The organism is Neorhizobium galegae bv. orientalis str. HAMBI 540, from assembly GCF_000731315.1.
In the GTDB taxonomy this organism is placed as follows: Bacteria; Pseudomonadota; Alphaproteobacteria; order Rhizobiales; family Rhizobiaceae; genus Neorhizobium; species Neorhizobium galegae.
Genome location: NZ_HG938353.1, coordinates 2827877 through 2848762 on the forward strand (window position 1 = coordinate 2827877; position 20886 = coordinate 2848762).

Annotated in this window: 20 protein-coding genes; 10 read left to right on the top strand and 10 right to left on the bottom strand. The window is 60.8% G+C overall.

What is annotated here, in order from left to right; all coding sequences use genetic code 11:
• The first annotated feature begins 222 nt into the window (after positions 1-222).
• Positions 223-1113, top strand: a complete 891-nt coding sequence (locus tag RG540_RS14055; RefSeq protein WP_038589007.1) for a DMT family transporter — start codon at positions 223-225, stop codon at positions 1111-1113.
• A 121-nt stretch (positions 1114-1234) separates the two neighbouring features.
• Here RG540_RS14055 and RG540_RS14060 read toward each other — a convergent pair whose 3' ends face one another.
• Together RG540_RS14060 and RG540_RS14065 are read right to left on the bottom strand one after the other, a co-directional pair.
• Positions 1235-3409, bottom strand: a complete 2175-nt coding sequence (locus tag RG540_RS14060; protein WP_080725029.1) for a methyl-accepting chemotaxis protein — start codon at positions 3407-3409, stop codon at positions 1235-1237.
• Between the two features lie 339 nt (positions 3410-3748).
• Positions 3749-3970: a hypothetical protein gene (locus RG540_RS14065; protein ID WP_038589009.1), complete on the bottom strand. Its 222-nt coding sequence runs from the start codon at positions 3968-3970 to the stop codon at positions 3749-3751.
• A gap of 250 nt (positions 3971-4220) precedes the next feature.
• Here RG540_RS14065 and RG540_RS14070 point away from each other — a divergent pair, with 250 nt between their 5' ends.
• Complete coding sequence (locus tag RG540_RS14070) at positions 4221-5009, top strand: creatininase family protein (protein ID WP_038589012.1); 789 nt, start codon at positions 4221-4223, stop codon at positions 5007-5009.
• Here RG540_RS14070 and RG540_RS14075 read toward each other — a convergent pair.
• Positions 5006-5977 carry a LysR family transcriptional regulator gene (locus tag RG540_RS14075; RefSeq protein ID WP_038589014.1) on the bottom strand — a complete coding sequence of 324 codons (972 nt, stop codon included), beginning with the start codon at positions 5975-5977 and terminating at the stop codon, positions 5006-5008. The genes RG540_RS14070 and RG540_RS14075 overlap by 4 nt on opposite strands.
• A gap of 191 nt (positions 5978-6168) precedes the next feature.
• Here RG540_RS14075 and RG540_RS14080 point away from each other — a divergent pair, with 191 nt between their 5' ends.
• The 6 genes from RG540_RS14080 to RG540_RS14105 all read left to right on the top strand — a co-directional run bounded on the left by RG540_RS14080 (position 6169) and on the right by RG540_RS14105 (position 12241).
• A complete protein-coding gene (locus tag RG540_RS14080) occupies positions 6169-7185 on the top strand; it encodes an ABC transporter substrate-binding protein (RefSeq protein ID WP_038589017.1) in 1017 nt (338 codons plus the stop codon).
• 95 nt (positions 7186-7280) lie between these two features.
• Entirely contained in the window at positions 7281-8105 is an 825-nt protein-coding gene (locus tag RG540_RS14085) for an ABC transporter ATP-binding protein (protein ID WP_038589019.1), read from the top strand.
• Complete coding sequence (locus tag RG540_RS14090) at positions 8105-8944, top strand: ABC transporter permease (protein ID WP_038589021.1); 840 nt, start codon at positions 8105-8107, stop codon at positions 8942-8944. Before RG540_RS14085 ends, RG540_RS14090 begins: the two co-directional genes overlap by 1 nt.
• Positions 8944-10254 carry a cytosine deaminase gene (locus tag RG540_RS14095; RefSeq protein WP_038589024.1) on the top strand — a complete coding sequence of 437 codons (1311 nt, stop codon included), beginning with the start codon at positions 8944-8946 and terminating at the stop codon, positions 10252-10254. Before RG540_RS14090 ends, RG540_RS14095 begins: the two co-directional genes overlap by 1 nt.
• Before the next feature lie 2 nt (positions 10255-10256).
• Complete coding sequence (locus tag RG540_RS14100) at positions 10257-11663, top strand: FAD-binding oxidoreductase (protein ID WP_038589025.1); 1407 nt, start codon at positions 10257-10259, stop codon at positions 11661-11663.
• Positions 11663-12241, top strand: coding sequence for an NAD(P)H-dependent oxidoreductase (locus RG540_RS14105; protein ID WP_038589028.1), 579 nt, complete (start codon positions 11663-11665; stop codon positions 12239-12241). The genes RG540_RS14100 and RG540_RS14105 overlap by 1 nt, the downstream gene beginning before the upstream one ends.
• Here RG540_RS14105 and RG540_RS14110 read toward each other — a convergent pair.
• A complete protein-coding gene (locus RG540_RS14110; RefSeq protein WP_065814421.1) occupies positions 12238-12852 on the bottom strand; it encodes a GNAT family N-acetyltransferase in 615 nt (204 codons plus the stop codon). The genes RG540_RS14105 and RG540_RS14110 overlap by 4 nt on opposite strands.
• A 107-nt stretch (positions 12853-12959) precedes the next feature.
• Between RG540_RS14110 and RG540_RS14115 the strand changes: the two genes are divergently transcribed.
• Positions 12960-14159 (top strand): low temperature requirement protein A, encoded by a 1200-nt coding sequence (locus tag RG540_RS14115; RefSeq protein WP_038589031.1) that lies wholly within the window; start codon positions 12960-12962, stop codon positions 14157-14159.
• A gap of 54 nt (positions 14160-14213) precedes the next feature.
• Positions 14214-14789 carry a transglycosylase SLT domain-containing protein gene (locus RG540_RS14120; RefSeq protein ID WP_038544669.1) on the top strand — a complete coding sequence of 192 codons (576 nt, stop codon included), beginning with the start codon at positions 14214-14216 and terminating at the stop codon, positions 14787-14789.
• Between the two features lie 21 nt (positions 14790-14810).
• On the opposite strand, the gene RG540_RS14125 is transcribed toward RG540_RS14120, so the two are convergent.
• The 6 genes from RG540_RS14125 to RG540_RS14150 all read right to left on the bottom strand — a co-directional run bounded on the left by RG540_RS14125 (position 14811) and on the right by RG540_RS14150 (position 20573).
• Positions 14811-15239 (bottom strand): L,D-transpeptidase, encoded by a 429-nt coding sequence (locus RG540_RS14125; protein ID WP_038589034.1) that lies wholly within the window; start codon positions 15237-15239, stop codon positions 14811-14813.
• Positions 15240-15461: 222 nt separating this feature from the next.
• Positions 15462-15854, bottom strand: a complete 393-nt coding sequence (locus tag RG540_RS14130) for a RidA family protein (RefSeq protein WP_038589037.1) — start codon at positions 15852-15854, stop codon at positions 15462-15464.
• Positions 15844-17271, bottom strand: a complete 1428-nt coding sequence (locus tag RG540_RS14135; RefSeq protein ID WP_038589040.1) for an aldehyde dehydrogenase family protein — start codon at positions 17269-17271, stop codon at positions 15844-15846. Before RG540_RS14135 ends, RG540_RS14130 begins: the two co-directional genes overlap by 11 nt.
• A gap of 101 nt (positions 17272-17372) precedes the next feature.
• A complete protein-coding gene (locus RG540_RS14140; RefSeq protein WP_038589043.1) occupies positions 17373-18914 on the bottom strand; it encodes a DHA2 family efflux MFS transporter permease subunit in 1542 nt (513 codons plus the stop codon).
• A gap of 5 nt (positions 18915-18919) precedes the next feature.
• The gene (locus RG540_RS14145; protein ID WP_038589046.1) at positions 18920-20077 is read right to left on the bottom strand and encodes an HlyD family secretion protein; all 1158 of its coding nucleotides are present in this window, start codon (positions 20075-20077) and stop codon (positions 18920-18922) included.
• Positions 20070-20573 carry a MarR family winged helix-turn-helix transcriptional regulator gene (locus RG540_RS14150; RefSeq protein ID WP_244446565.1) on the bottom strand — a complete coding sequence of 168 codons (504 nt, stop codon included), beginning with the start codon at positions 20571-20573 and terminating at the stop codon, positions 20070-20072. Before RG540_RS14150 ends, RG540_RS14145 begins: the two co-directional genes overlap by 8 nt.
• Between the last annotated feature and the right edge of the window lie 313 nt (positions 20574-20886).

The window sequence follows — 20886 nt, forward strand, 5'->3', positions numbered from 1 at the left end:
TATACGGTCGATGCGCCAATTTGATTTTGCATGCACTGCCTTTGGCGGATGGAACCTGCTCAGAGGCATTGCAAACGGCCGCATCTATAAAGCCTCGTCAGACGGAAAGCGACCTGTTTGTCACTCGGCCGTGGTTTTTACGTGACAAAAGCGTGGACCGCACGCTATTTCCCCGGCCGTTACCCCTGAAACCACCGTCATTTTCCGGCGCCGGAGACCATCTTGCATAAAAAGGCCTATCTCTCGCTCGTCATTGCAACCCTGGCCTGGGGCGGCAATGCGGTAGCGGGCAAGCTCGCCGTCGGCCATGTGAGCCCGATGATGCTGACCTTCTGGCGCTGGTTTTTCGCCGTCGCCATCATCTTCGCCATCTCCGTACCGCAGCTCATCAAGGACTGGCCGGTCGTCAGGAAGAACCTGCCGATTCTCCTGTTCCTCGGCGTCGTCGGCTATGTCGTCTTCAACGGTGCGCTCTATACCGCCGTCAACTACACGACGGCGATCAACGTGACGGTCGAGCAGGCGGTCATCCCGATGCTGATCTTCGTCATCAACTTCGCCCTGTTCCGGATGAAAGTCTCCTGGGCGCAAATCCTCGGCTTCACCCTGACGCTTCTCGGCGGCATCATCACCGCCATCCACGGCGACTTGAGCGCGCTGGTGACGCTGACCGTCAACTTCGGCGATGCGATCATGATGATCGCCGTCGTCGCCTATGCAATCTACACGGTGGCGCTCAGATGGCGCCCGAAGATCGACTGGCGAACGCTGATGGCGGTCCCGGCCTTCTTCGCAATGGTCTTCTCGCTGCCGCTGGTGTTCTGGGAATATTCGGCCGATCGCGTGATCTGGCCAGATGCGGAAGGATGGGTCGTGGTGCTCTATACGGGGATCTTCGCCTCGCTGATCGCGCAGGTGCTCTACATCAAGGGCGTCGAGGAGATCGGCGCCAACCGGGCCGGGTTGTTCATCAATCTCGTGCCGGTGTTCGGCACTCTGCTCTCGGTCGCCATCATCGGCGAGAGCCTGCAGCTCTTCCATGTTGTCGCGCTGGCGCTGGCGCTCGGCGGCATCGCCATTGCGGAATGGGGAAAACCTCATATAAACCGGTAGTCTTGCTGAAAATGAAAACCGCCGGCCCTTGCAAAGGAGCCGGCGGTTTTCAAATCCTCGACCGAGGAAATCCCGCCACCTGCAAAGGCATTAGGCAGGATCCGGTTGGTCGCGGTGCTCCTTAGCTGGCCATCGCCAGTCGTCCGGGGGCGAACGAGCGCTGATCGCGCACGTTGTTTCGGCTCACTTCGAAGCGCGCCAGCAGTTCGGAAAGGCGGCTGCTTTCCTGCGCCAGAGTAGCGCCGGCCGCATTCATTTCTTCGACCATGGCGGCGTTCTGCTGGGTCATCTGGTCCATGTGGTTCACGGACGTGTTGATTTCCGAGAGACCTAACGCCTGCTCGTTTGCCGCGATGGCGATCGCCTCCATATGCTGGTTGACCGCCGCGACAAGCTTGGCAATCTCCTTGAGACCGTCGCCGGTATCATTGACGAGAACCACGCCCTGATTGACGGCTGCTTCGGAATTGCCGATCAGCGTCTTGATCTCCTTGGCGGCCTTGGCCGAGCGCTGCGCCAGTTCGCGGACTTCCTGGGCAACGACCGCGAATCCCTTGCCCGCCTCGCCTGCGCGGGCAGCTTCCACGCCTGCGTTAAGGGCAAGCAGGTTGGTCTGGAACGCGATCTCGTCGATGACGCCGATGATCTGGCTGATCTGGTTCGACGCCATCTCGATCTTCTGCATCGCATTGACCGCATTGGAAACGACTGTGCTGGAGTTTTGGGCGCGGGAGCTCGCATCGCGGACGATTTCCCGTGCTTCGCTCGCCCTTTCGGAGGTTTGCTTCACATTGGTCGTCACCTCTTCCAATGCCGCCGCTGTCTGCTCCAGTGATGCGGCCTGCTGTTCCGTGCGCTTCGAAAGCTGGTCGGAAGCAGTCGAGATTTCGTCGCTGCCGCTGCGAACACCCTGGGCGGTCAAGTTCACGCCTTCGAGCGCGGTGCGCAACTGGCGGACCGAGCTGTTGAAGTCATGACGCAAGGATTCGAACTGCGCGGAAAATTGCCTGTCGATCTCACACAGCAGATCGCCGGCGGCAAGGCGCTGCAGGCCGGAGGCGAGTTCCGAGGTGGCCTGGGTCAGCCGCTCCTCGGCTTCGGACTCTGCCCTGCGCTGGAATTCGACGCGTTCGGCTTCCGCCGCCTTGCGTGAGCTTTCCGCATCCGCCTCGAGCTGGCGGTTCTGCTGCCCTGCCTCGCGGAAGATTTCCACCGCGCGTGCCATGTCGCCGATCTCGTCGGTGCGAGCAGCACCCGGGATTTCGACGGAAAGGTCGCCGCCGGCGAGCGTACGCATTACACCCGTCAACCGGCTGATCGGATTGGCGATCCGCACGATGACCGTGTAGATGCCGAGAAGCGAAAGCGCAAAAGCGATGAGGGTCGCAACGCTATAGATGGTGATGGACTGCTTTGCGGAAGCAACCTCCTCCGCCGTCAGCCTCGTCATCTCGTCGAGCGCGGCGGAGGCCATATCGGCAATCGAAGCCTGTGCGGGCGCGGCAGGCTTGCGCCAGTCGTCGACCGCCATATCGAAGGGCTTGCCAGCTTGAAACGCCTTCAGGGCGCCATTGCGCTGTTCGGCATAAGGTCCGGCGAAATAGGTCGTTTGTGCCGTCCGATAGAGCGTCTTGATCTTTTCCGGCGTCGTCTCCGCGTTGGAAAGCTGGGTAATGACATCCCACGCCGTTGCCACGCGTGCATCCTGAACCGCGATTTCCGTCAGCTTGTCAGCGGCAAGCGGCTGCTTGGCAATTAGGGCACTGACGAAGGTGGAGTTGGCGGTGCCGAGCTGCGTGCGCGCCGTCCAGGCAAGGGAGCGGATCTGGGTGAACATGATCATCCCCGGCCCGCGCGCATTGATGGTGGCCTCGACCTGATTGGCGGCCTTTTCGAGATCGGCCAGCATCGTATCGGCAAGTCCGAGCACGGCCTTGCCGAGTGCCGGATCGCGATCCTTGACCGCCTGCATCAGCGCGGTGTCGACAGTCGCACGATAACCCGCCCACTGCGTGTAGGCGTTGAGGACGGGAGAGATCGCGTTGCGCAGGTTCACCTGTTCGATGTTGGCGGTCAGGGTCCTTACCGCCGAGAAGGCCTTGTCCATCGACTCGCGGCCGGTATCCATGTTCTTGCGGCTGGACGCGACCTCGGCAGGGTCCATCTTGATGGCCGAAGATATGCCGCCGCGCTCGCCGCGCAGTCCGATCAGCGCATTGAAAAGCGCTTCGTCGAGCTGTGCCAGTTCCGAGAGCCGGGTGGAGTTTCGGTAGCGGTCTATCTCTTGGGATAGCATTTTGCCCACGAGACCCAAAATGCCGAGGCTCAAGACAACAAAAGCCAATATCAAAGTATGCTTGATTGAAATCCGCACCTGCATCACTCCTTATTTCAAACAACCGCCGAGGGTTGGCTGGTTCGGCGGCTTTCCGGACTTTGGACGGGAAAGATCGCCTAACCTCGCGTAGAACGTTAAATATTCAATTAAATACAAAGCGTTCCGGAAGCCTGCGGAATCATTTTGCAAACCTGAAGCATCGCAATTGCCGAATGGCGAAAACCCGCCTCCCCATGGAAGGAAGGCGGGCCGGTCCGTCGTGCTGCAACGGACGGGAGCGAGGAGAGTCGCTCCGGATCAGATGTGGTGATAGGTCGGAATGATCGCAGGACGTTTGTGGATCGGGCTCTGCGCCTGATTGCCGGATAGCAACCTATCTTTCATCGCGCCTTCATGGCGTTCGGTTGCCACATTTTCGGACAGCACGCGAGCGAAACCGCCGACACCCGCTGCCCGCGATTCCTTGCCGACAATAAGCACTGTCAGGACGATTGCGGAGATTATGAGCTTCTTGATCATGGCTCTGCACCCTGTTTCTTCGGATGGCTTGGATGCCGTTTCTTGAGTGGCTTCATCCTATCCAGACGCTATTTCGGGCCGCTTAAACCGAAAGATGCAATTTTAGTGAAATCAGCTTTTTTCCCGACTTGGCACAGAAGGCTCGAAACAGCGCACTCAAAAAGGCAGCAGACTAGGCGGAAATTGATGCTTTTCGAGGTGTGCCCGATCTCCTACCCCTCAAAAACGAGATGCAGAAAGGCAGGACAGCATGGCCAAACCATTTTACTGGAACGAACTCAACACACTCGATTTCGCCGGCCTTTCGCCCGACAAGACCATCGCCATCCTGCCGATCGCTTCCACCGAGCAGCACGGTCCGCACCTGCCGATCGCAACAGACGTGGCGATCGCCAACGGCATGCTGGCCGAATTGAAGAAGCAGCGCCCCGAAGACCTCGATTTCCTCGTTCTGCCGACCCAGGAAATCGGCAAGGCGAACGAACACGTCTACGGGCCTGGCTCGCTGTCCTTCGGGCCGGAAATCCTGATCCCCGCCTGGACCGCGATCGGCGCCAAGGTGGCGGAAGCAGGCGTGAAGAAGCTCGTTTTCGTCAATTCGCATGGCGGCAATGTCGATATCATGAGCATCGTCGGTCGCGAGTTGCGCGTCCGTTACAAGATGGCCGTGATCGGCACGCAATGGGGACGCTTCGGGCACCCGCCGGGCCTGATCAGCGAGCACGAGCAGAAATACGGCATCCATGGCGGCGAAGTCGAAACCTCGCTGATGCTGCATTTCCGCCCCGAACTGGTCCGGATGGAGAACGCGCAGAACTTCGTCTCCAAAGCGGAAAGCCGCTCGAAATACATGCAGCCGGCCCCGCCGCACGTGCTGTCCTGGGTGGCGCACGACCTGAACCCCAACGGCGTCGTCGGCGACGCCTCGAAGGGCACCGCCGAAAAGGGCGCGGCTATCTGCCGCCATCAGGTCGCGGGCTTCATCGAGATGCTGCGGGAATTCGAAACATTCCCGCTAGACGAACTCTATTCCCGCTAACTTTCGTCGCGCTGCGCGTCCCGGCCATGCGGCTGGGGCGGCAGATGGCCCTTGGCCTGCAATTCGGCGACCATTGCGGCAAGCTCCGACAGCAGGAATTCCACGAACAGGCTGGTCGCCGTATCGAGCGTGGTGCGCGCGCGGGCGAAAAGCTTCATCGGCTGGTGGCGCGCGTGCGGGTTGGCAATCGGCCGGAAGATCAGCTCGCCGCGACGGCATTCCGACAACACGTCGAGGGGATTGAGCAGCGTCAGGCCGGTGCCCGCCTTGACCAGCTTCTTCAGCATTTCCGAGGCATTGCTTTCCACGAGAGGCTCCACCGCGACCGACAGCGGCGATAGCGCGAGGTTGATGATGTTGCGCAAACTGGTGCCCGACTGTGCAAGCACAAGCGGCTCCTGCACGACATCCGCAAGATCGACCGGCCCCTCTTCCACCGCCAGCCGATGGCCCGGCGGCATCACCACGCCGATCGGTATGTCGAAGTTGGCGAGCGTGCGAATGCCGGGCGTCGCCGGGATGTTGAAGCCAAGCCCGAAATCCACCTCCCCGGTGATGACAGGCTGCATCGTGTTCGACGGCCCGTCATTGCGCAGATGAACCCGCACGCGCGGATGCTGCGCGACGAAGCGGGCTATGATCTCGGGGAGCGGCCCTGCGGCGAGCCCGACCGTCGAAACGAGTGTCACCTTGCCGGCCTGCGGCATCTTGAGACCGCGAATGCGCGCTTCCATCCGTTCATAAGTCTTCAATACGTCCCGGATGTGTTCGATACAGAGCTCGCCAGCCGCCGTCAGCTTCAGCCCGCGCGGCATCCGCTCGAAGAGCGGCGCCCCGAACTCTTCCTCCAAGGCCAGAATCTGCCGATTGATCGCCGACGACGCGACGTTCAGCCGGGCCGCCGCCTTGCGGATCGATCCGCAACGGGCGATCTCGTCGATATATTGAAGTTTTCGCGAGTGCAGCATTTTCTCCGAAGCCCCTCATTGCATGTTTTTTGATCATGCACCACAATTTGGCAGGTTAAAATTCGAGCGCTGCCCTAAAGGCATCAATGTGAACGAATTTTGATGCTTTTCAAAGAGCAACGCAACCGTACAAATGCTGATCATAAGCTGCTCTCACGATGCCGCACGGTTTAACAGGGGAACAAAGCGACATGTCCAAATCATTGATGATGAAGAGTTTTCTGGCCGCGCTCGGCCTTTCGGCGATGGCGCTCGCCGCTCAGCCGGCTGCAGCTCTCGACGAAGTCTCATACGGCACCAACTGGCTCGCTCAGGCCGAACATGGCGGCTTCTACCAGGCCGCTGCCGATGGCACCTATGAAAAGCATGGCCTCAAGGTGAAGATCGTGCAGGGCGGGCCGAATGCCGCCAACCGCGCACTTCTGATCGCCGGCAAGGTCGATTTCTACATGGGCGGCCCGCTCGGCGACATGGATGCCGTCAAGCAGGGCATCCCGCTGGTCAGCGTCGCCTCGATCTTCCAGAAGGACCCGCAGGTTCTGCTCGCCCATCCCGATGCCGGTGTCGAGACATTTGCGGATCTCGCCAAGATGAAGACCATCTTCATGGGCAAGGAAGGCTACACCACCTATTTCGAGTGGATGAAGAAGAACTTCAAAGGCTTCAAGGACGAGCAGTTCAAGCCCTACACGTTCAACCCGGCCCCCTTCATCGCCGATAAGGCTTCCGCACAGCAGGGTTACCTGACCTCAGAACCCTATGAGATCGGCAAACAGGCCGGCTGGACGCCGAAAGTGTTCCTGATCGCCGATGCCGGTTACGGCCCCTATTCGACGATGATCACCACCACGCAGACGATGATCGACAAGAAGTCGGATGTCGTGCAGCGTTTCGTCGACGCCTCGCTCGAAGGCTGGTACACTTATCTCTATGGTGACAACAAAGCCGCCAACGACTTGATCAAGAAGGACAATCCGGAAATGACGGATGGCCAGATCGCCTATTCCATCGCCAAGATGAAGGAATACGGCATCGTGGTTTCCGGCGACGCCGAAACCAAGGGCATCGGCTGCATTACCGACGAGCGCTACAAGAAGTTCTTCGAGTCCATGGTCTCGATCGGCGTCGAACCGGCCGACCTTGATTACAAGAAGGCCTATTCGACCAAGTTCGTCTGCAAGGGCGTCGGCATGGCGCTGAAAAAATAGTCTCGGAAGAGCGCAATGGTTCACTCCCTCTTTGCTGTGCCTGTCACGGGAAAGAGGGAATTGCCGCCCTGTCCCGACTAAGTTCAAGGCCCACAATGAGCATGTCCCAAGCCCCGCTGATACCCGCGCCCGGGGAGACACGCAGACGCCCGCTGGTCGTCATGCGCTCCGTCTCGAAAATGTTCTCCAGCGGCACGCTGGCGCTCTCCGACATGTCGCTGACGGTCGAGGGCGGCGAGTTCGTCAGTCTGCTCGGTCCCTCCGGCTGCGGCAAGTCGACAGCACTGCGCATCATTGCCGGCCTCGGCGACGTCTCGACCGGCACGATCGACTGGCCAAGTTCCCGCATCAATTCCAAAGGTCTGCCGGAAGGCGACATTTCCTTCGTCTTCCAGGAGCCGACGCTGATGCCCTGGCAAACGGTGTTCGGAAACGTCTACCTGCCGCTGAAACTGCGCGGCCTCTCCAAATCCGCCGCTCGTGACGAAATCATGAAGACGCTGGCGACCGTCGGCCTCCAGGATTTCGCCGACGCCTATCCGCGCGAACTATCGGGCGGCATGAAGATGCGCGTCTCGATCGCCCGTGCGCTGGTCACCAAACCGAAGCTGCTCTTGATGGACGAGCCCTTCGCGGCGCTCGACGAAATCACCCGCCAGAAGCTCAACGACGACGTGCTGCGGCTGTGGCGCGAGACGGGTATCACGGTGATCTTCGTCACCCATTCCGTGTTCGAATCCGCCTATCTGTCCAACCGCATCGTGGTGATGAAGGCGCGACCCGGCCGGGTGCATGCGGATTTTCCGCTGGTCACGAGCCTCGAGCGCGATGCACGTTACCGCACCTCGGAAGAGTACCGTCAGGCCTGCGAAAAGGTCTCGACCATGCTCATCGAAGCAATCGGCGGGGAGGAACATTGATGGCCGACACCGATACCGCCCTGATGCCGCCAAAGCCCGGCTTCTTCGATCGCAATCGCGATACGCTGCTGCGCACCCTGATCCCGATCTGCGTGGTGGTCTGCCTCGTCCTCCTCTGGCAGTTCATCATCACCGTCAACAGCATCCCGCAATACATCCTGCCGGGGCCGTTGGCGGTCGCGAACTCGCTCTACAACGACTGGGGCACGCTCTCCCCAGCGCTCTGGGTGACGACGCAGATCACCATGCAGGCGCTGGCGCTGGCATTGATCGGCGGCGTCGGCATCGCCGTCTTTCTCATCCAGTCAAAATGGATCGAGACGGCCTTCTACCCGATCACCGTCATCCTGCAGGTAACTCCGATCGTGGCGATCGCCCCGCTGATCCTGATCTATGCCCCGACGACTCAGGTGGCGCTTTTGATTTGCGCCTTCCTCGTCGCCTTCTTCCCGATCCTGTCGAACATGGTCCAGGGCCTAAAGAGCGTCGATCACAACCTGCTCAACCTCTTCGATCTCTACGGCGCCTCGCGCTGGCAGACGCTGCTCTACCTGAAACTCCCCTCCTCGCTGCCTTATTTTATGACGGGATTGAGGATCGGCGGCGGCCTGGCACTGATCGCGGCGGTCGTTGCGGAGTTCGCGGCGGGCTCGGCAGGCGCCGGTTCGGGCCTTGCCTTCCGGCTGCTCGAATCCCAGTATCGCCTCAACATTCCGCGCCTGTTCGCAGCATTGATTCTGTTGTCGCTGCTCGGCGTGGTGATTTTTGCGATTACCTCCTTCATCTCCTGGTTTTTCCTGCATCGCTGGCATGAAAGCAGCCTGAAAAGAGAAAACTGATGACTGCCTTCATGACGCTTCCCGACGCCCGCCGTTTCGCACTCACCGATGCGACGCTGCCGGCGGTTCTCGTCAAAGGCTTGCCGGCTATCGCAAAGGATGGGCTCGTAGAGGCCGATCTCGTCATCGCTGACGGGAAGATCGAAGCGATCCTGCCAAAGGGCTCGGCACCCGCCGATCTGGTCTCCGCCGATATGCGCGGCGGCATGGTCTGGCCCTGTTTCGTCGACATGCATACCCATCTCGACAAGGGACATTTCTGGGACCGCCGCCCCAACCCGGACGGCACGTTCGAAGGCGCATTAATGAATGTGCGCGAGGACCGGATCGCCAACTGGACGGCCGAAGACATTCGCTCCCGCTTCGAATTCTCGTTGAAAAGTGCCTATGCCCACGGCACCAAGCTCATCCGCACCCATCTCGATAGCATCCCGCCGCAGCCGGATATCTCCTTCCCGCTGTTCGACGAGCTTCGCGCCGAATGGAAAGATCGGATCGCGCTGCAGGCAGTCGCCCTGCTGCCGCTGGAAAGCGTGCTCGACGAAAACGTCTTCGGCGGCATCGTCGCGACGGCGAAGCGTTATGGCGGATTGCTCGGCGGTGCCACCCGCATCCTGCCGGATTTCGAACAGATCCTCGACACGCTCTTCAAGGCGGCCGCCGACAATGGCCTCGATATCGACCTGCATGTCGACGAGACGGAAGACAAGCAGGTCCTGACTTTGGAACAGATCGCAGAGGCGAAACTCCGCAACCGTTTCGAGGGTTCGGTGACCGTCGGCCATTGCTGCTCGCTGGCACGGCAGGACGACGAGACCGCAAAGCGGGTCATCGACAAAGTCGCCAAAGCCGACATCTCGGTCGTCTCGCTACCGATGTGCAACATGTACCTGCAGGACCGCCACGCAGGTCGCACGCCGCGCTGGCGCGGCGTCACGCTGTTCCACGAACTGGCGGTTGCCGGCGTCAAGACCGCCGTCTCCTCCGACAACACCCGCGATCCGTTCTACGCCTATGGCGACATGGACCCGGTCGAAGTGTTTCGCGAGGCAGTCCGCATCCTGCATCTCGACCATCCGCTCGACACCTCTGCCCGCGTCGTCACCTCGACGCCTGCCGAAATCCTCGGCCGTCCGGATATCGGCGTGATTGCCGAAGACGGCCCCGCCGATCTCGTGCTGTTCAGCGCAAGGCGCTGGAGCGAATTCCTTTCCCGTCCGCAGGCCGACCGCATCGTGATGCGGAATGGCATGGGCATCGACCGTCGCCTGCCGGATTACCGTGACCTGGACCCGATTTTGGACAAGTGAACATGCCGGATTACGCACAGATCAAGAAAGAACTCGAAGGCCTCGCGGTCGAGGACAATCCGGCGCTGGTGCGTCAGAAGAGCCGCGATTTCTACTGGTATTCGCCGATCCTCAAGGAGGAACTCGAGAGCGTCACCGCCGATCTCGTCGTCTCGCCGAAGAGCGAGGAGGAGGTGATCCGGGTACTGAAGGTGGCCTATGCGCATGGCGTGCCGGTGACCCCGCGCGGCGCCGGCACCGGCAATTACGGCCAGGCCATGCCGCTCTCCGGCGGCATCGTGCTGAACCTCATCAACATGAACAAGGTCAAGGAAATCCATCCGGGCCGCGTCATCGCCGAGCCCGGCATCGTGATTGCCGAACTCGACCGACAGACCAAGGCCCATTCCGGCCAGGAACTGCGCTTCCATCCCTCGACCGCCCAGACGGCGACCATCGGCGGCTTCGTTGCCGGCGGTTCCGGCGGCGTCGGCTCGATCCACTGGGGCGGACTGCGCGACCTCGGCAACATCCTGCGCCTGCGCGTCGTCACCATGGAGGCCGAGCCGCGCGTACTCGACCTGACCGCCTGGGACCTGCAGAAGGTCACCCACGCCTACGGCACCAACGGCATCATCGTCGAGGTCGAGATGCCGCTCGCACCCGCCTATGACTGGGTGGACGTGCTGGTCGGTTACGACGACTTCATGGATGCGGTGCGCTTCGGCGATGCGTTGGCCCACAAGAACGGCTTGCTGGTGAAGGAGATCGCCCCGATCGCAGCCCCGATCCCCTACGACTATTTCCCCCGCCACAAGCCGTTCCTGCGCGACCGCAACCAGTCGATCGTCGTGCTGATGATCGCGCCGCATTCGATGGATGCCTTCACCGCCTTTGCCGAGCGCCAGAAGGGCGAAATCCTGTTCCGCTCCGACAAGGTAGAAAGCATGAAAGGCATCCCGCATGCCTATGAACTCGCCTGGAACCACACGACGCTGCGCGCCCTGAAGGTCGATCCCGGCTTTACCTATCTGCAGGTCCAGTATCCGGGGCCGGACCATGTCGCCAAGGTCGAGAAGATGACGAAACTGTTCGGCGACGAAGTGCCGGGCCATCTGGAATTCATCAAGTTCGACGGCCGCATGCAGTGCTCCGGCTTGCCTCTCGTCCGTTACACGACCAGGGAGCGGCTGGAGGAGATCATGCAGATCCACCGCGACAACGGCTGCCCGATCTTCAACCCGCACCGCTATACGCTGGAAGAAGGCGGCATGAAGCAGACGGACACCGTCCAGCTCGCCTTCAAGAAGGAGACCGATCCGAAGGGCCTCCTCAACCCCGGCAAGATGATCGCCTGGGACAATCCCGATTTCGATTTTTCCGCCGGCAAGAACTACCTCTTCCCGGGCCTTGCCGCAGCAGGTGGCTGATGCGGGTCCTGCTCGTCCATTCGCATCCGGTCGAAGAAAGTTATGGCGCAGCGCTGCACAGGCAAGCCCGCGAAAGCCTGACCAAGGCCGGGCACGAGGTGGATGACTGCAACCTCTATGCCGAAGGTTTCGATCCGGTCATGTCACGCCATGACCGGATGACCTACCACGATTACCCGAACAATCTGTCGCTGGTGAAACCCTACGTCGACCGTCTGCAGGCGGCGGAAGGGCTGGTGATCGTCACGCCGGTCTGGAATTTCGGCTGGCCGGCCATGCTGAAGGGGTATTTCGATCGCGTCTGGCTGCCGGGCATCACCTTCGAGCTGAAGGACGGCAAGCTGACGCGAAAACTGCATATCGACAAGGTGGCGGTGGTGACCACTTACGGCGCCACCCGCTGGCGCGCCTTCCTCGCCGGCGACCCGCCGCGAAAGCTGTCGAAACGCGTGCTGCGGGTGCAGACCAACCCGGCCCGGCCGGTAACGTTTCTGGCCCACTACGACATGAACAACTGCACGCCGGAGACACGTGCAGCGTTTCTGGACAAGGTGAAGCGGGAGATGGAGCGGTTTTAGCCCTCCGTTTCGCGGCGGCGCATCACCAGAAGAGCCGCCGCCTCCACCATCGCCACCCGCGTGGCGGCGTCCGGGCCGTCAGTGTCCGATGCATCCCGCTCGGAGATGAACAGGAACCGATCCACCTCCGCCCCAGCCGCCGTTACCGTCCGGCAGGTTTCCCATCGTTGATGGACCCTCGCCGCAACGCGGAGCGACGGTATATTTTCCGGGCTGACGATCGAGACGATCCGCTCGAAACCGAGGCCGCCGAGACCAAAATCACGGCAGGCAGCGGCCGCCTCGAAGGCATAACCGCGGCCGAGCCATTCGCGCCGGAGATGATAGCCGATCTCCGGCTCCAAGCCCTGGGGCGTCGGCTGAAGGGTAACGCCGCAATCACCGATCAGCTCGCCGGTTGCCTTCTCGACGATACCCCAGAGACCGAAACCGTGTGCCTCGTAACTCCGGAAGGCAAGCTTTTCGAACCATACTTCGGTCTCTTGGAAGCTCTTGGCGCGCGGATAGAAGCGCATGCTCTCGGCATCGCCGAAGATGCGAAACAAGATCGGCAGGTCGGCTTTCGTGATTTCCCGTAATATCAGCCTTTCCGTCTCAAGAACGTCACGCATCCCAAGTCCTCGATCATCGCGATATCGCTCGCCACTCTTTACTTGAACACGCTTTTTTGCGCTATTTTCCTCGATCGCGAATCTTCAAGCTGAGGGACTGGCAGACAATGACTAAGGCTTCACCACTCGCCACTATCCTGCGTCCCTTGCATCCTCGCGATCCTAACGAGCATCACCGGGTCGCAACCCCGCTCGAACTGCTGTTCGACCTCGTGTCAGTGATCGCGATCGCATCGGCCGCGGCCGGCCTGCATCATGCGATTGCCGAAAATCATGCGGCACAGGGAGTGATGACCTTCATCATGGCCTTTTTCGCCATCTGGTGGGCTTGGATGAACTTCACCTGGTTCTCGTCTGCCTATGATAATGACGACGTCGTCTATCGGTTGCTGACCATGGTGCTGATGGGCGGCTCGCTGACGATTGCCGCCGGCATTCCGGCGCTATTTACCGAGGCACCGGATTTCACGCTGGTGATCTATGGGTACGCCGTCATGCGCATCGCCATGATCATCCTATGGCTGCGAGCGGCCTATCACGACCCGGGCTGCCGGCCCACCGCGCTCGGTTATGCGATCGGGATCTTCCTCGTCCAGCTTCTCTGGCTGAGCTTCCTCTTCCTGCAGCCCCTCACCTTCGGCGTATCCTATATCCTCTGGGCGCTTGCCGTGGTTCTTGAACTGGCAGTGCCCGCCGTCGCCGAACGGCTGACCGCCAACACGCCTTGGCATCGCCACCACATCGTCGAACGATACGGCCTGCTCAACATCATTGTGCTCGGCGAGACGCTGCTTGCCGGTTCGACCGCACTTCGCCAGTTCGCCGGCGAGGTCAACATCATGCTGGTACATACGGCGCTTTCGGCGCTGGTCATCGTCTTTTCGCTCTGGTGGGTCTATTTCGCCCGCGAGGAACAACTGGGCAGCCATCACTTGAGGCGCTCGCTTCTCTGGGGTTACGGCCATTTCTTCATCTTCACCTCAGGCGCGGCGGTCGGCGCCGGTTTTGCAGCGCTCGTCGACATCATCACCCACCATTCCGAAGTCTCCATCCTCGTCGGCGATTATGCGGTGGCGATCCCGGTCGCGATCTATCTGGCGAGCCTGTGGTTCGTGCGCGACCGGTATGTCTGCATCGGCCCGGCTCGCTTTACGCTCGCCGTGTTTGCCGTCCTGACGCTGCTTGCGCCGGCAATCGGGCTTGGGCTCGAAGGCATTGCGGCCACGACTGCACTCGGCGTCATCGTACGAAACCTGTTTGCCGGACGCGCCTATTTAGCGTCACCGACATCTCATCCCGGCCATTAAACTTTTCCTTAAATTTTACCGGTTATTAATCTCTGGAAACCGAGAGATTAAGCGATGCGTATTGCGTTTTTCATCGCCCTCCTGACCGTGTCACTGTCTGCCTGCGCATCTGCGCCGAGCAGGGTCACCAATGCCTGCGCGATCTTCGAGCAGCGCGACGGGCTGTTCAACAACTGGGCGCGAGACGCCAAGAAGGCCGAGCGAGAATTCGGCGTGCCTGTACCGATCCTGATGGCGACGATCTATGTGGAATCGGGCTTCCAGCCCTATGCCCGGCCGCCGCGCACCAAACTGCTAGGCTTCATCCCGTGGACGCGCGCCTCGACGGCCTATGGTTACGCCCAGGCGCTCGACGGCACCTGGCTGACCTACAAGCAGGATACCGGCCGCTGGAGCGCCAGCCGCACCGATTTCGGCGATGCTGTCCATTTCGTCGGCTGGTATCACAACCGGAGCCATCTCAAGAACGGCATTCCGCTAACCGACAGCTACAATCTCTACCTCGCCTACTACACGGGCCAGGCAGGATATGCGCGCGGCGAATTCGGCAACGGGGTCAAGCAGACCGCCCAGAAATCCGCCGGCATGGCCGCCAAATACGAAGCCCAGCTGAGGAGCTGCGGCTACTGAGCCATAACTCAGCGGCGGAACTCAGCGGCTGACGACGATGCGCGTGTTCGACAGGCCGTATTGGCTGGTGAGCGTGAAGAATGTCGCGGCGTTTTCTGGATGCAGGCGGATGCAGCCATGCGAGGCCGGACGGCCGAGCCGCCTTGTCTCGAAGGTGGCGTGCACGGCATAACCGCCATTGTAGAACACCGCAAACGGCATCGGCGCGTTGTCGTATTTGCGCGAACGATGGTTCCTGGACAGCGACTTGGCGCCCCAGTTTCCTGTCGGTGTCGAATAGCCTGGCCGAGCGGTCGAAACCTTCCATTCGTAAACCACGACACCGTCACGCTCGACGGTCATAGTCTGCGACGACAGGCTGACGCTGGCAATCAGACCTGCGGAAAAGGCAGCGGGCGCGAGAAATTGCGCAGACAGAAGTGCTAAGGCACCCATTACAACAGGACGCATGGAAAAACCCCCGAATAACCTTGATCAGAACCCCACGGCTCACTGATAGCCCAATCAGCTCAAGGAATATTTAAAGAGTGGCCGCGATTTTTCTGCAAATGAAAAAATCCAGCACTTGGCTTCACAATAGAAACAATCACGTGATCAATAAAAAATAAATCTGTCTCATCCGGCCGTGCTCGGCATGAAAGATATAAAGCCTTTATTTATTTGAAGGCGACGTCAAAACACCTTCGCCGCCGTCACTTCCACTTCCACCAGGAATTCGGCCCGGGTAAAGCCGCCGACGACGATCAGCGTCGAGACTGGTTTCGGATCAAGCGTATAGCGGTCGCGCACCGCCATATAGGCCGGGAAATCTTCCCGGCTGGTGACGAAGCCGGAAATGCGGATGACGTCCGCATAGGTCATGCCCGCCTCTTCGAGGATCGCGCCGATCGCCTTGAAGCAAAGTTCGGCTTGGCCTACCACATCCGGTGGGATCCTGTCTTCCGGCGAAATGCCGAGCTGGCCGGAGGTGACCAGCAGGCTTGCGCCGGGCGGTACCAGCAGGCCGTGATTGTAGCCGCCGAACGGCTTGCGGACGGAGGGCGGATTGAAGGTCTTAAACGCCATAACCAACGATACCCTTGATTTCGAGGAAGTCGTGAATGGCCCAATCGGCATATTCGCGGCCGTTGCCGGATTGCTTGAAGCCGCCGAAGGGCGCGAAGAGATCCCATTCGGGATAATTGATGAAGACCGAGCCGGCGCGAAGCCGCGCCGCCACCTTGCGGGCATGGCCGAGATCGCCGGACTGGACATAGGCCGCCAATCCATAGGGCGTGTCGTTGGCGATCTCGATCGCCTGCTCCTCCGTCTCGTAAGGGAGGATCGACAGCACCGGCCCGAAGATCTCCTCGCGGGCGATGGTCATGTCGTTGGTGACGTCTCCGAACACGGTCGGGCGGATATAATAGCCGCGATTGAGGTTTTCCGGCCGGCCGGGACCGCCGGTAACCAGAGTCGCTCCTTCGGTGATACCGGCCTCGATCAACCGCTGGATCTTGTCGAACTGGGTCTGGCTGACCACCGGGCCGAGATCGATGCCATCCGTGCGCGGATCGCCGGTCTTGAGTTTTTCGGCCGCAGCCTTGGCAATTTGAAGCGCCTCGCCATGGCGTTTGGCCGGCACCAGCATGCGGGTCGGCGCATCGCAGGATTGGCCGGAATTTCCAAAGCAGGTGGTCACGCCGTCCGCCACCACCTTTTCGAATTCCGCATCGGCCAGGATGATATTGGGGGACTTGCCGCCGAGCTCCTGCGCCACCCGCTTCACCGTATCGGCGGCGGTCTTGGCGACGATCACACCGGCGCGGGTGGAGCCGGTGAAGGAGACCATGTCGACATCCGGATGGCCGGCCATCACTTGGCCCACGTCCGGTCCGGTGCCGTTGACGAGGTTGAAGACGCCTTTCGGCGTGCCCGCTGCCTCCATCACTTCCGCAAAGATGATGCCGCTGATCGGCGCGATCTCGGAGGGTTTGAGCACCATGGTGCAGCCGGCGGCGATCGCCGGCGCCACCTTGCAGGCGATCTGGTTGAGCGGCCAGTTCCACGGCGTGATGAGAGCGCAAACGCCGATCGGCTCTTTCACGATGGTCGTCGTGCCGCGCGTCTCGGTGAATTCGTAGGCTTCGAACGCCTCGATCGTCGCCTTGAGATGCCCCTGCCCGGCCGCGGCCTGCGCGTCCCGGGCAAAGCCGATCGGCGCCCCCATTTCCTGGGAAACGGCTTGGGCGATATCCTCGTAACGCTTTTCGTATTCGACAAGGATCCGGCGGAGCAACACCAGCCGCTCCTCCTTCGACCATTGCGAGAAGGCCGGGAAAGCAGCCTTGGCCGCTGCGACGGCCTTGTCCACATCCGCCTTGGAGCCGAGTGCGATCCGCGTATAGGCTTCTTCGGTGGACGGGTCGATGACATCCAGAGCGACCGGAATGGCCGGCTCGACCCAGACACCGTCAATGAAGAATTTCAGGTGGTTGCTCATGGGGAACCTCCGCGCGGTCGAGGGAATGGTGAGCCACTATCGGCGATCACCGTCTCCCTCGCAAGCCCGCACAAGGCGTCGCAAGGACGAAGTGCGGCGATCTATTCCATCGCCACGCTGTGATCCACAGCCGGTGCCTTGGCCGGCTTGCGCAACACGAACAGCAGCGGCATCACCGCAAGCGACATGATCATCAGCAGCTTGAAATCGTCCACATAGGCGATGATCGTCGACTGCAGCGTGATGATGCTGTCGAGCGCACTGGCGCCGGCAACCGTCGTCGGGTCCAGGCCCGCCGCAGCCTTTGCCTGGAAGGCGTGGTTGAACGGCGTCACATAGCTGACGATGTCCGCATGATTGCGCTGGACATTTTCCACCAGCAGCGCCGAGACGACGGCGATGCCGACGCTGGAACCGATATTGCGCGACAGATTGTAGAGACCGGTCCCGTCGCCGCGCATATGCGCCGGCAGCGTCGCGAACGCGATCGTCGTCAGCGGCACGAACAGGAAGCCGAGGCCCGCACCCTGGATGAAGCCGACATAGACGATCGTCCACTGCGAGACGTCAGGCGTCCAGCCGGTCATCGCATACATCGCCCAGGCGGTGATCGCGAGGCCAAGGAAGATCAGGATGCGCGTATCCACCTTGCCGATCAGCCGCCCGACTAAGAACATGCACACCATCGTGCCGAGACCGCGCGGCCCCATGACGATGCCGGCGGTGATCACCGGATACCCCATCAGCGATTGCAGGTACGGCGTCATCAGGGCGAGCGAAGCGAGATAGGTCACCCCGATCACGAAGATGAAGATCATGCTGACGGTAAAATTCTGGTCGAGGAAAAGGCGCGGATTGATGAACGACTTTTCTGCCGTGAACGTGTGGACGAGCAGCAGGTAGAAGGCTGCCGCGCAAACCATGGCTTCGACGACGATCTCGCTCGAGGAGAACCAGTCGAGCTGCTGGCCGCGGTCGAGGAAGAGCTGCAGCGACGCGATAGCGAGACTGAGCATGCCGAAGCCGAACCAGTCGAGCTTCGCCTGCGCGTCGATCTTGGTCTCCTTGACGAAGACGCTGATGCCCATGAAGGCCAGGATGCCGATCGGCACGTTGATATAGAAGACCCAGCGCCAGCTGATATTGTCGGTCAGCCAGCCGCCGATGACCGGGCCGAGCACGGGGCCTACCATGACCGAAACGCCGAACAGCGCCATCGCCGATCCGCGCTCCTCGACGGAATAGATATCGAGCAGGATGCCCTGCGACAGTGGCACGAGGGCCGCGCCGAAAAAGCCCTGCAGCAGGCGGAAACCGACGATCTGCGGCAGCGACTGGGCGAGCCCGCAGAGGACCGAGGCGGCGACGAAGCCGAAGATGGCGACGAGCAGCACCCGCTTGCGGCCGAACTTGGCGGCCAGGAAGCCGGACGGCGGCGTCATGATCGCCGCAGCGACGATATAGGAGGTCAGCACCCAGTTGATCTGGTCGGCGGAAGCCGAAACGCTGCCCTGGATATAGGGCAGCGCGACGTTGGCGATCGTCGTATCAAGCGCCTGCATGATGACGGCCAGAATGACACAGGCTGTAATCGCACCACGATTGGCGACCACAGACGCTGCCGATGAAACGACGTTGCTCATGGTCGTTACTCGTGCGCGTAGGCGGTCGACAGGTTGAGGAGCTTCTGGGCGAATTCCGGCAGGCCGCGCTTGTGGCCGGTATCGACATCGACCACCGTACTCATGCCGGCGCGAAGCGGCGGCTTGCCGGCCGTGTCGTCAATCGTCACACGCATCGGAATGCGCTGCACGACCTTGACCCAGTTGCCGGACGTGTTCTGGGCCGGCAGCAGCGCGAAACTGGAGCCGGAAGCCGGGCTGACGCTCGCGACCTTGCCCGTCCACTGGACGCCCGGATAGGTATCGACGCTGATCGTCACCGGCTGGCCGGGCTTGATATAGGTCAGCTCGGTTTCCTTCGGATTGGCGGCGATCCACATGTTCCTGGTCGAAACCAGCGAGAAGCCCTGCTGGGCGGCTTCGAGATAGCTGCCGACCTGCAGCGCACTGACATTGGTGACGATGCCGTCGAACGGCGCCCGCACGACCGTGTTGTTCAACTGGCGTTGCGCATCGTCGACCGCCGCCTGGGCTTCGAGATAGAGCGGGTTCTGTTCGATCGGCTGGTCGGCATTGCCGCCGAGCTGGGCAAGCGTCGCATCGGCCTGCGCCTTGGCGACCGCCACCTTCTGGTGGGCAGCATCGAGATTGTGCTTGGCGTCATCCAATGCCGTCTGCGAGGCGGCCGAACCGGAGATCAGCCGTTCCTGGCGTTCGACAACAGTCTGGAAATAAGGAATGTCGGCTTCCGCCTGGGCGATCTGTGCGAGCGATTCCCGATAGGAGGCTTGCAGGTTGAGGAGCTGGTTGCGTGCGGCCCCGAGCTTTGCCTTGGTGCCGTCGAGCGCAATGCGGAAACTGTCTGGCTTCAGCGAGAAGAGAACCTGGCCCTGGCGGACCTCCTGGTTCTCATGCACGTCGACGGACGCCACGGTGCCGGCGACATCGGTCGTTACGCCGATCATGTCCGCCTGGAGATAGGCGTTGTCGGTCGACAGGATCTGGCCGCCTTCGACGTAATAATAACCGCCGATGACCAGCGCGATCGGCAGGAGCGCGAAGAGCACCGGGCGCTTGAGGTTCCGTCGCTTCCGCGCCTTGCTATGTTCGGCCGCTGCCGGAGCGGGTGTTTCGAGAACGGTGACGTTGCTGTCTTCGGACGAACGGGCGGTGGTCTCAGTCATGGGAGGACTTCTTTTGAGCTTTGTCGGCCGGCGCGCGGCAGGCCGTAACGAGGTTGGATTTCATGTGTTCGAGTATTTCAAAGAGACGGGCGCGGTCGGCGTCCGAAATGTTTTCGAGCGCATCCTGGCGCGTCGCATCCCCGAGCTCGCGGCCTTCGTCGAGCAGAGCCCTCGATTTCTCGGTCGTGTAGAGCAACGTGATCCGCCGGTCGGTCTCATGCGGGCGGCGCTCAATGAGGCCGCGTTCCGCAAGATTGTCGAGCACCCGCATCACCGAAATCGGCGAGATTTCCAGAAGCTCGGCAAGCGCCTTCTGGTGAATGCCTTCGCAGCGGGAGAGATAGACAATCGTCTGCCACTGGGCACGCGTCAGGCCGATATGCTTCGCGCGCTGCTCGAAGCGCTTTCGAAACAGGCGTGCGACGTCATTAAAAAGGAAGCCGAGAGTCGGGTTGTTGTTTGGCATGGCAAATACTAGTGCGCTGATGGTAAGCATGTATATGTCTTTGGATCGATTGACAACCAAGAACCCCGCGACGTTCTGTCGCCATCGGCATCACAGTTTCGTGCGTGGATCGCCTCGCTACCTGCGGTGCGGCAAACTTGATTTTCCGGACATGTGGAAGCTTTCGGCGATCTGGCTATTGGCCGGCAAATCAATTGCGGGACGATCCCGATGCTACATTGGGAGTTCGCTCACCAATGAAAGTGAGGAAATTCTAACAAACCTTAAATGTTCGCGAAGGCTGTCGAAATACATCGGCAACAATACTGCTTCATCCAACCTTAAAAGCTCGGCGTTATAGAAT

Bases quoted from the DNA above. Each gene is read 5' to 3' on its own strand.
- RG540_RS14075 (WP_038589014.1), bottom strand. From the start codon at position 5,977: ATGCTGCACTCGCGAAAACTTCAATATATCGACGAGATCGCCCGTTGC.
- RG540_RS14150 (WP_244446565.1), bottom strand. From the start codon at position 20,573: ATGCTTACCATCAGCGCACTAGTATTTGCCATGCCAAACAACAACCCG.
- RG540_RS14140 (WP_038589043.1), bottom strand. From the start codon at position 18,914: ATGAGCAACGTCGTTTCATCGGCAGCGTCTGTGGTCGCCAATCGTGGT.
- RG540_RS14110 (WP_065814421.1), bottom strand. From the start codon at position 12,852: ATGCGTGACGTTCTTGAGACGGAAAGGCTGATATTACGGGAAATCACG.
- RG540_RS14090 (WP_038589021.1), top strand. From the start codon at position 8,105: ATGGCCGACACCGATACCGCCCTGATGCCGCCAAAGCCCGGCTTCTTC.
- RG540_RS14080 (WP_038589017.1), top strand. From the start codon at position 6,169: ATGTCCAAATCATTGATGATGAAGAGTTTTCTGGCCGCGCTCGGCCTT.
- RG540_RS14085 (WP_038589019.1), top strand. From the start codon at position 7,281: ATGAGCATGTCCCAAGCCCCGCTGATACCCGCGCCCGGGGAGACACGC.
- RG540_RS14065 (WP_038589009.1), bottom strand. From the start codon at position 3,970: ATGATCAAGAAGCTCATAATCTCCGCAATCGTCCTGACAGTGCTTATT.
- RG540_RS14095 (WP_038589024.1), top strand. From the start codon at position 8,944: ATGACTGCCTTCATGACGCTTCCCGACGCCCGCCGTTTCGCACTCACC.
- RG540_RS14060 (WP_080725029.1), bottom strand. From the start codon at position 3,409: ATGCTATCCCAAGAGATAGACCGCTACCGAAACTCCACCCGGCTCTCG.
- RG540_RS14105 (WP_038589028.1), top strand. From the start codon at position 11,663: ATGCGGGTCCTGCTCGTCCATTCGCATCCGGTCGAAGAAAGTTATGGC.
- RG540_RS14100 (WP_038589025.1), top strand. From the start codon at position 10,257: ATGCCGGATTACGCACAGATCAAGAAAGAACTCGAAGGCCTCGCGGTC.
- RG540_RS14115 (WP_038589031.1), top strand. From the start codon at position 12,960: ATGACTAAGGCTTCACCACTCGCCACTATCCTGCGTCCCTTGCATCCT.
- RG540_RS14135 (WP_038589040.1), bottom strand. From the start codon at position 17,271: ATGAGCAACCACCTGAAATTCTTCATTGACGGTGTCTGGGTCGAGCCG.
- RG540_RS14125 (WP_038589034.1), bottom strand. From the start codon at position 15,239: ATGCGTCCTGTTGTAATGGGTGCCTTAGCACTTCTGTCTGCGCAATTT.
- RG540_RS14130 (WP_038589037.1), bottom strand. From the start codon at position 15,854: ATGGCGTTTAAGACCTTCAATCCGCCCTCCGTCCGCAAGCCGTTCGGC.
- RG540_RS14120 (WP_038544669.1), top strand. From the start codon at position 14,214: ATGCGTATTGCGTTTTTCATCGCCCTCCTGACCGTGTCACTGTCTGCC.
- RG540_RS14145 (WP_038589046.1), bottom strand. From the start codon at position 20,077: ATGACTGAGACCACCGCCCGTTCGTCCGAAGACAGCAACGTCACCGTT.
- RG540_RS14070 (WP_038589012.1), top strand. From the start codon at position 4,221: ATGGCCAAACCATTTTACTGGAACGAACTCAACACACTCGATTTCGCC.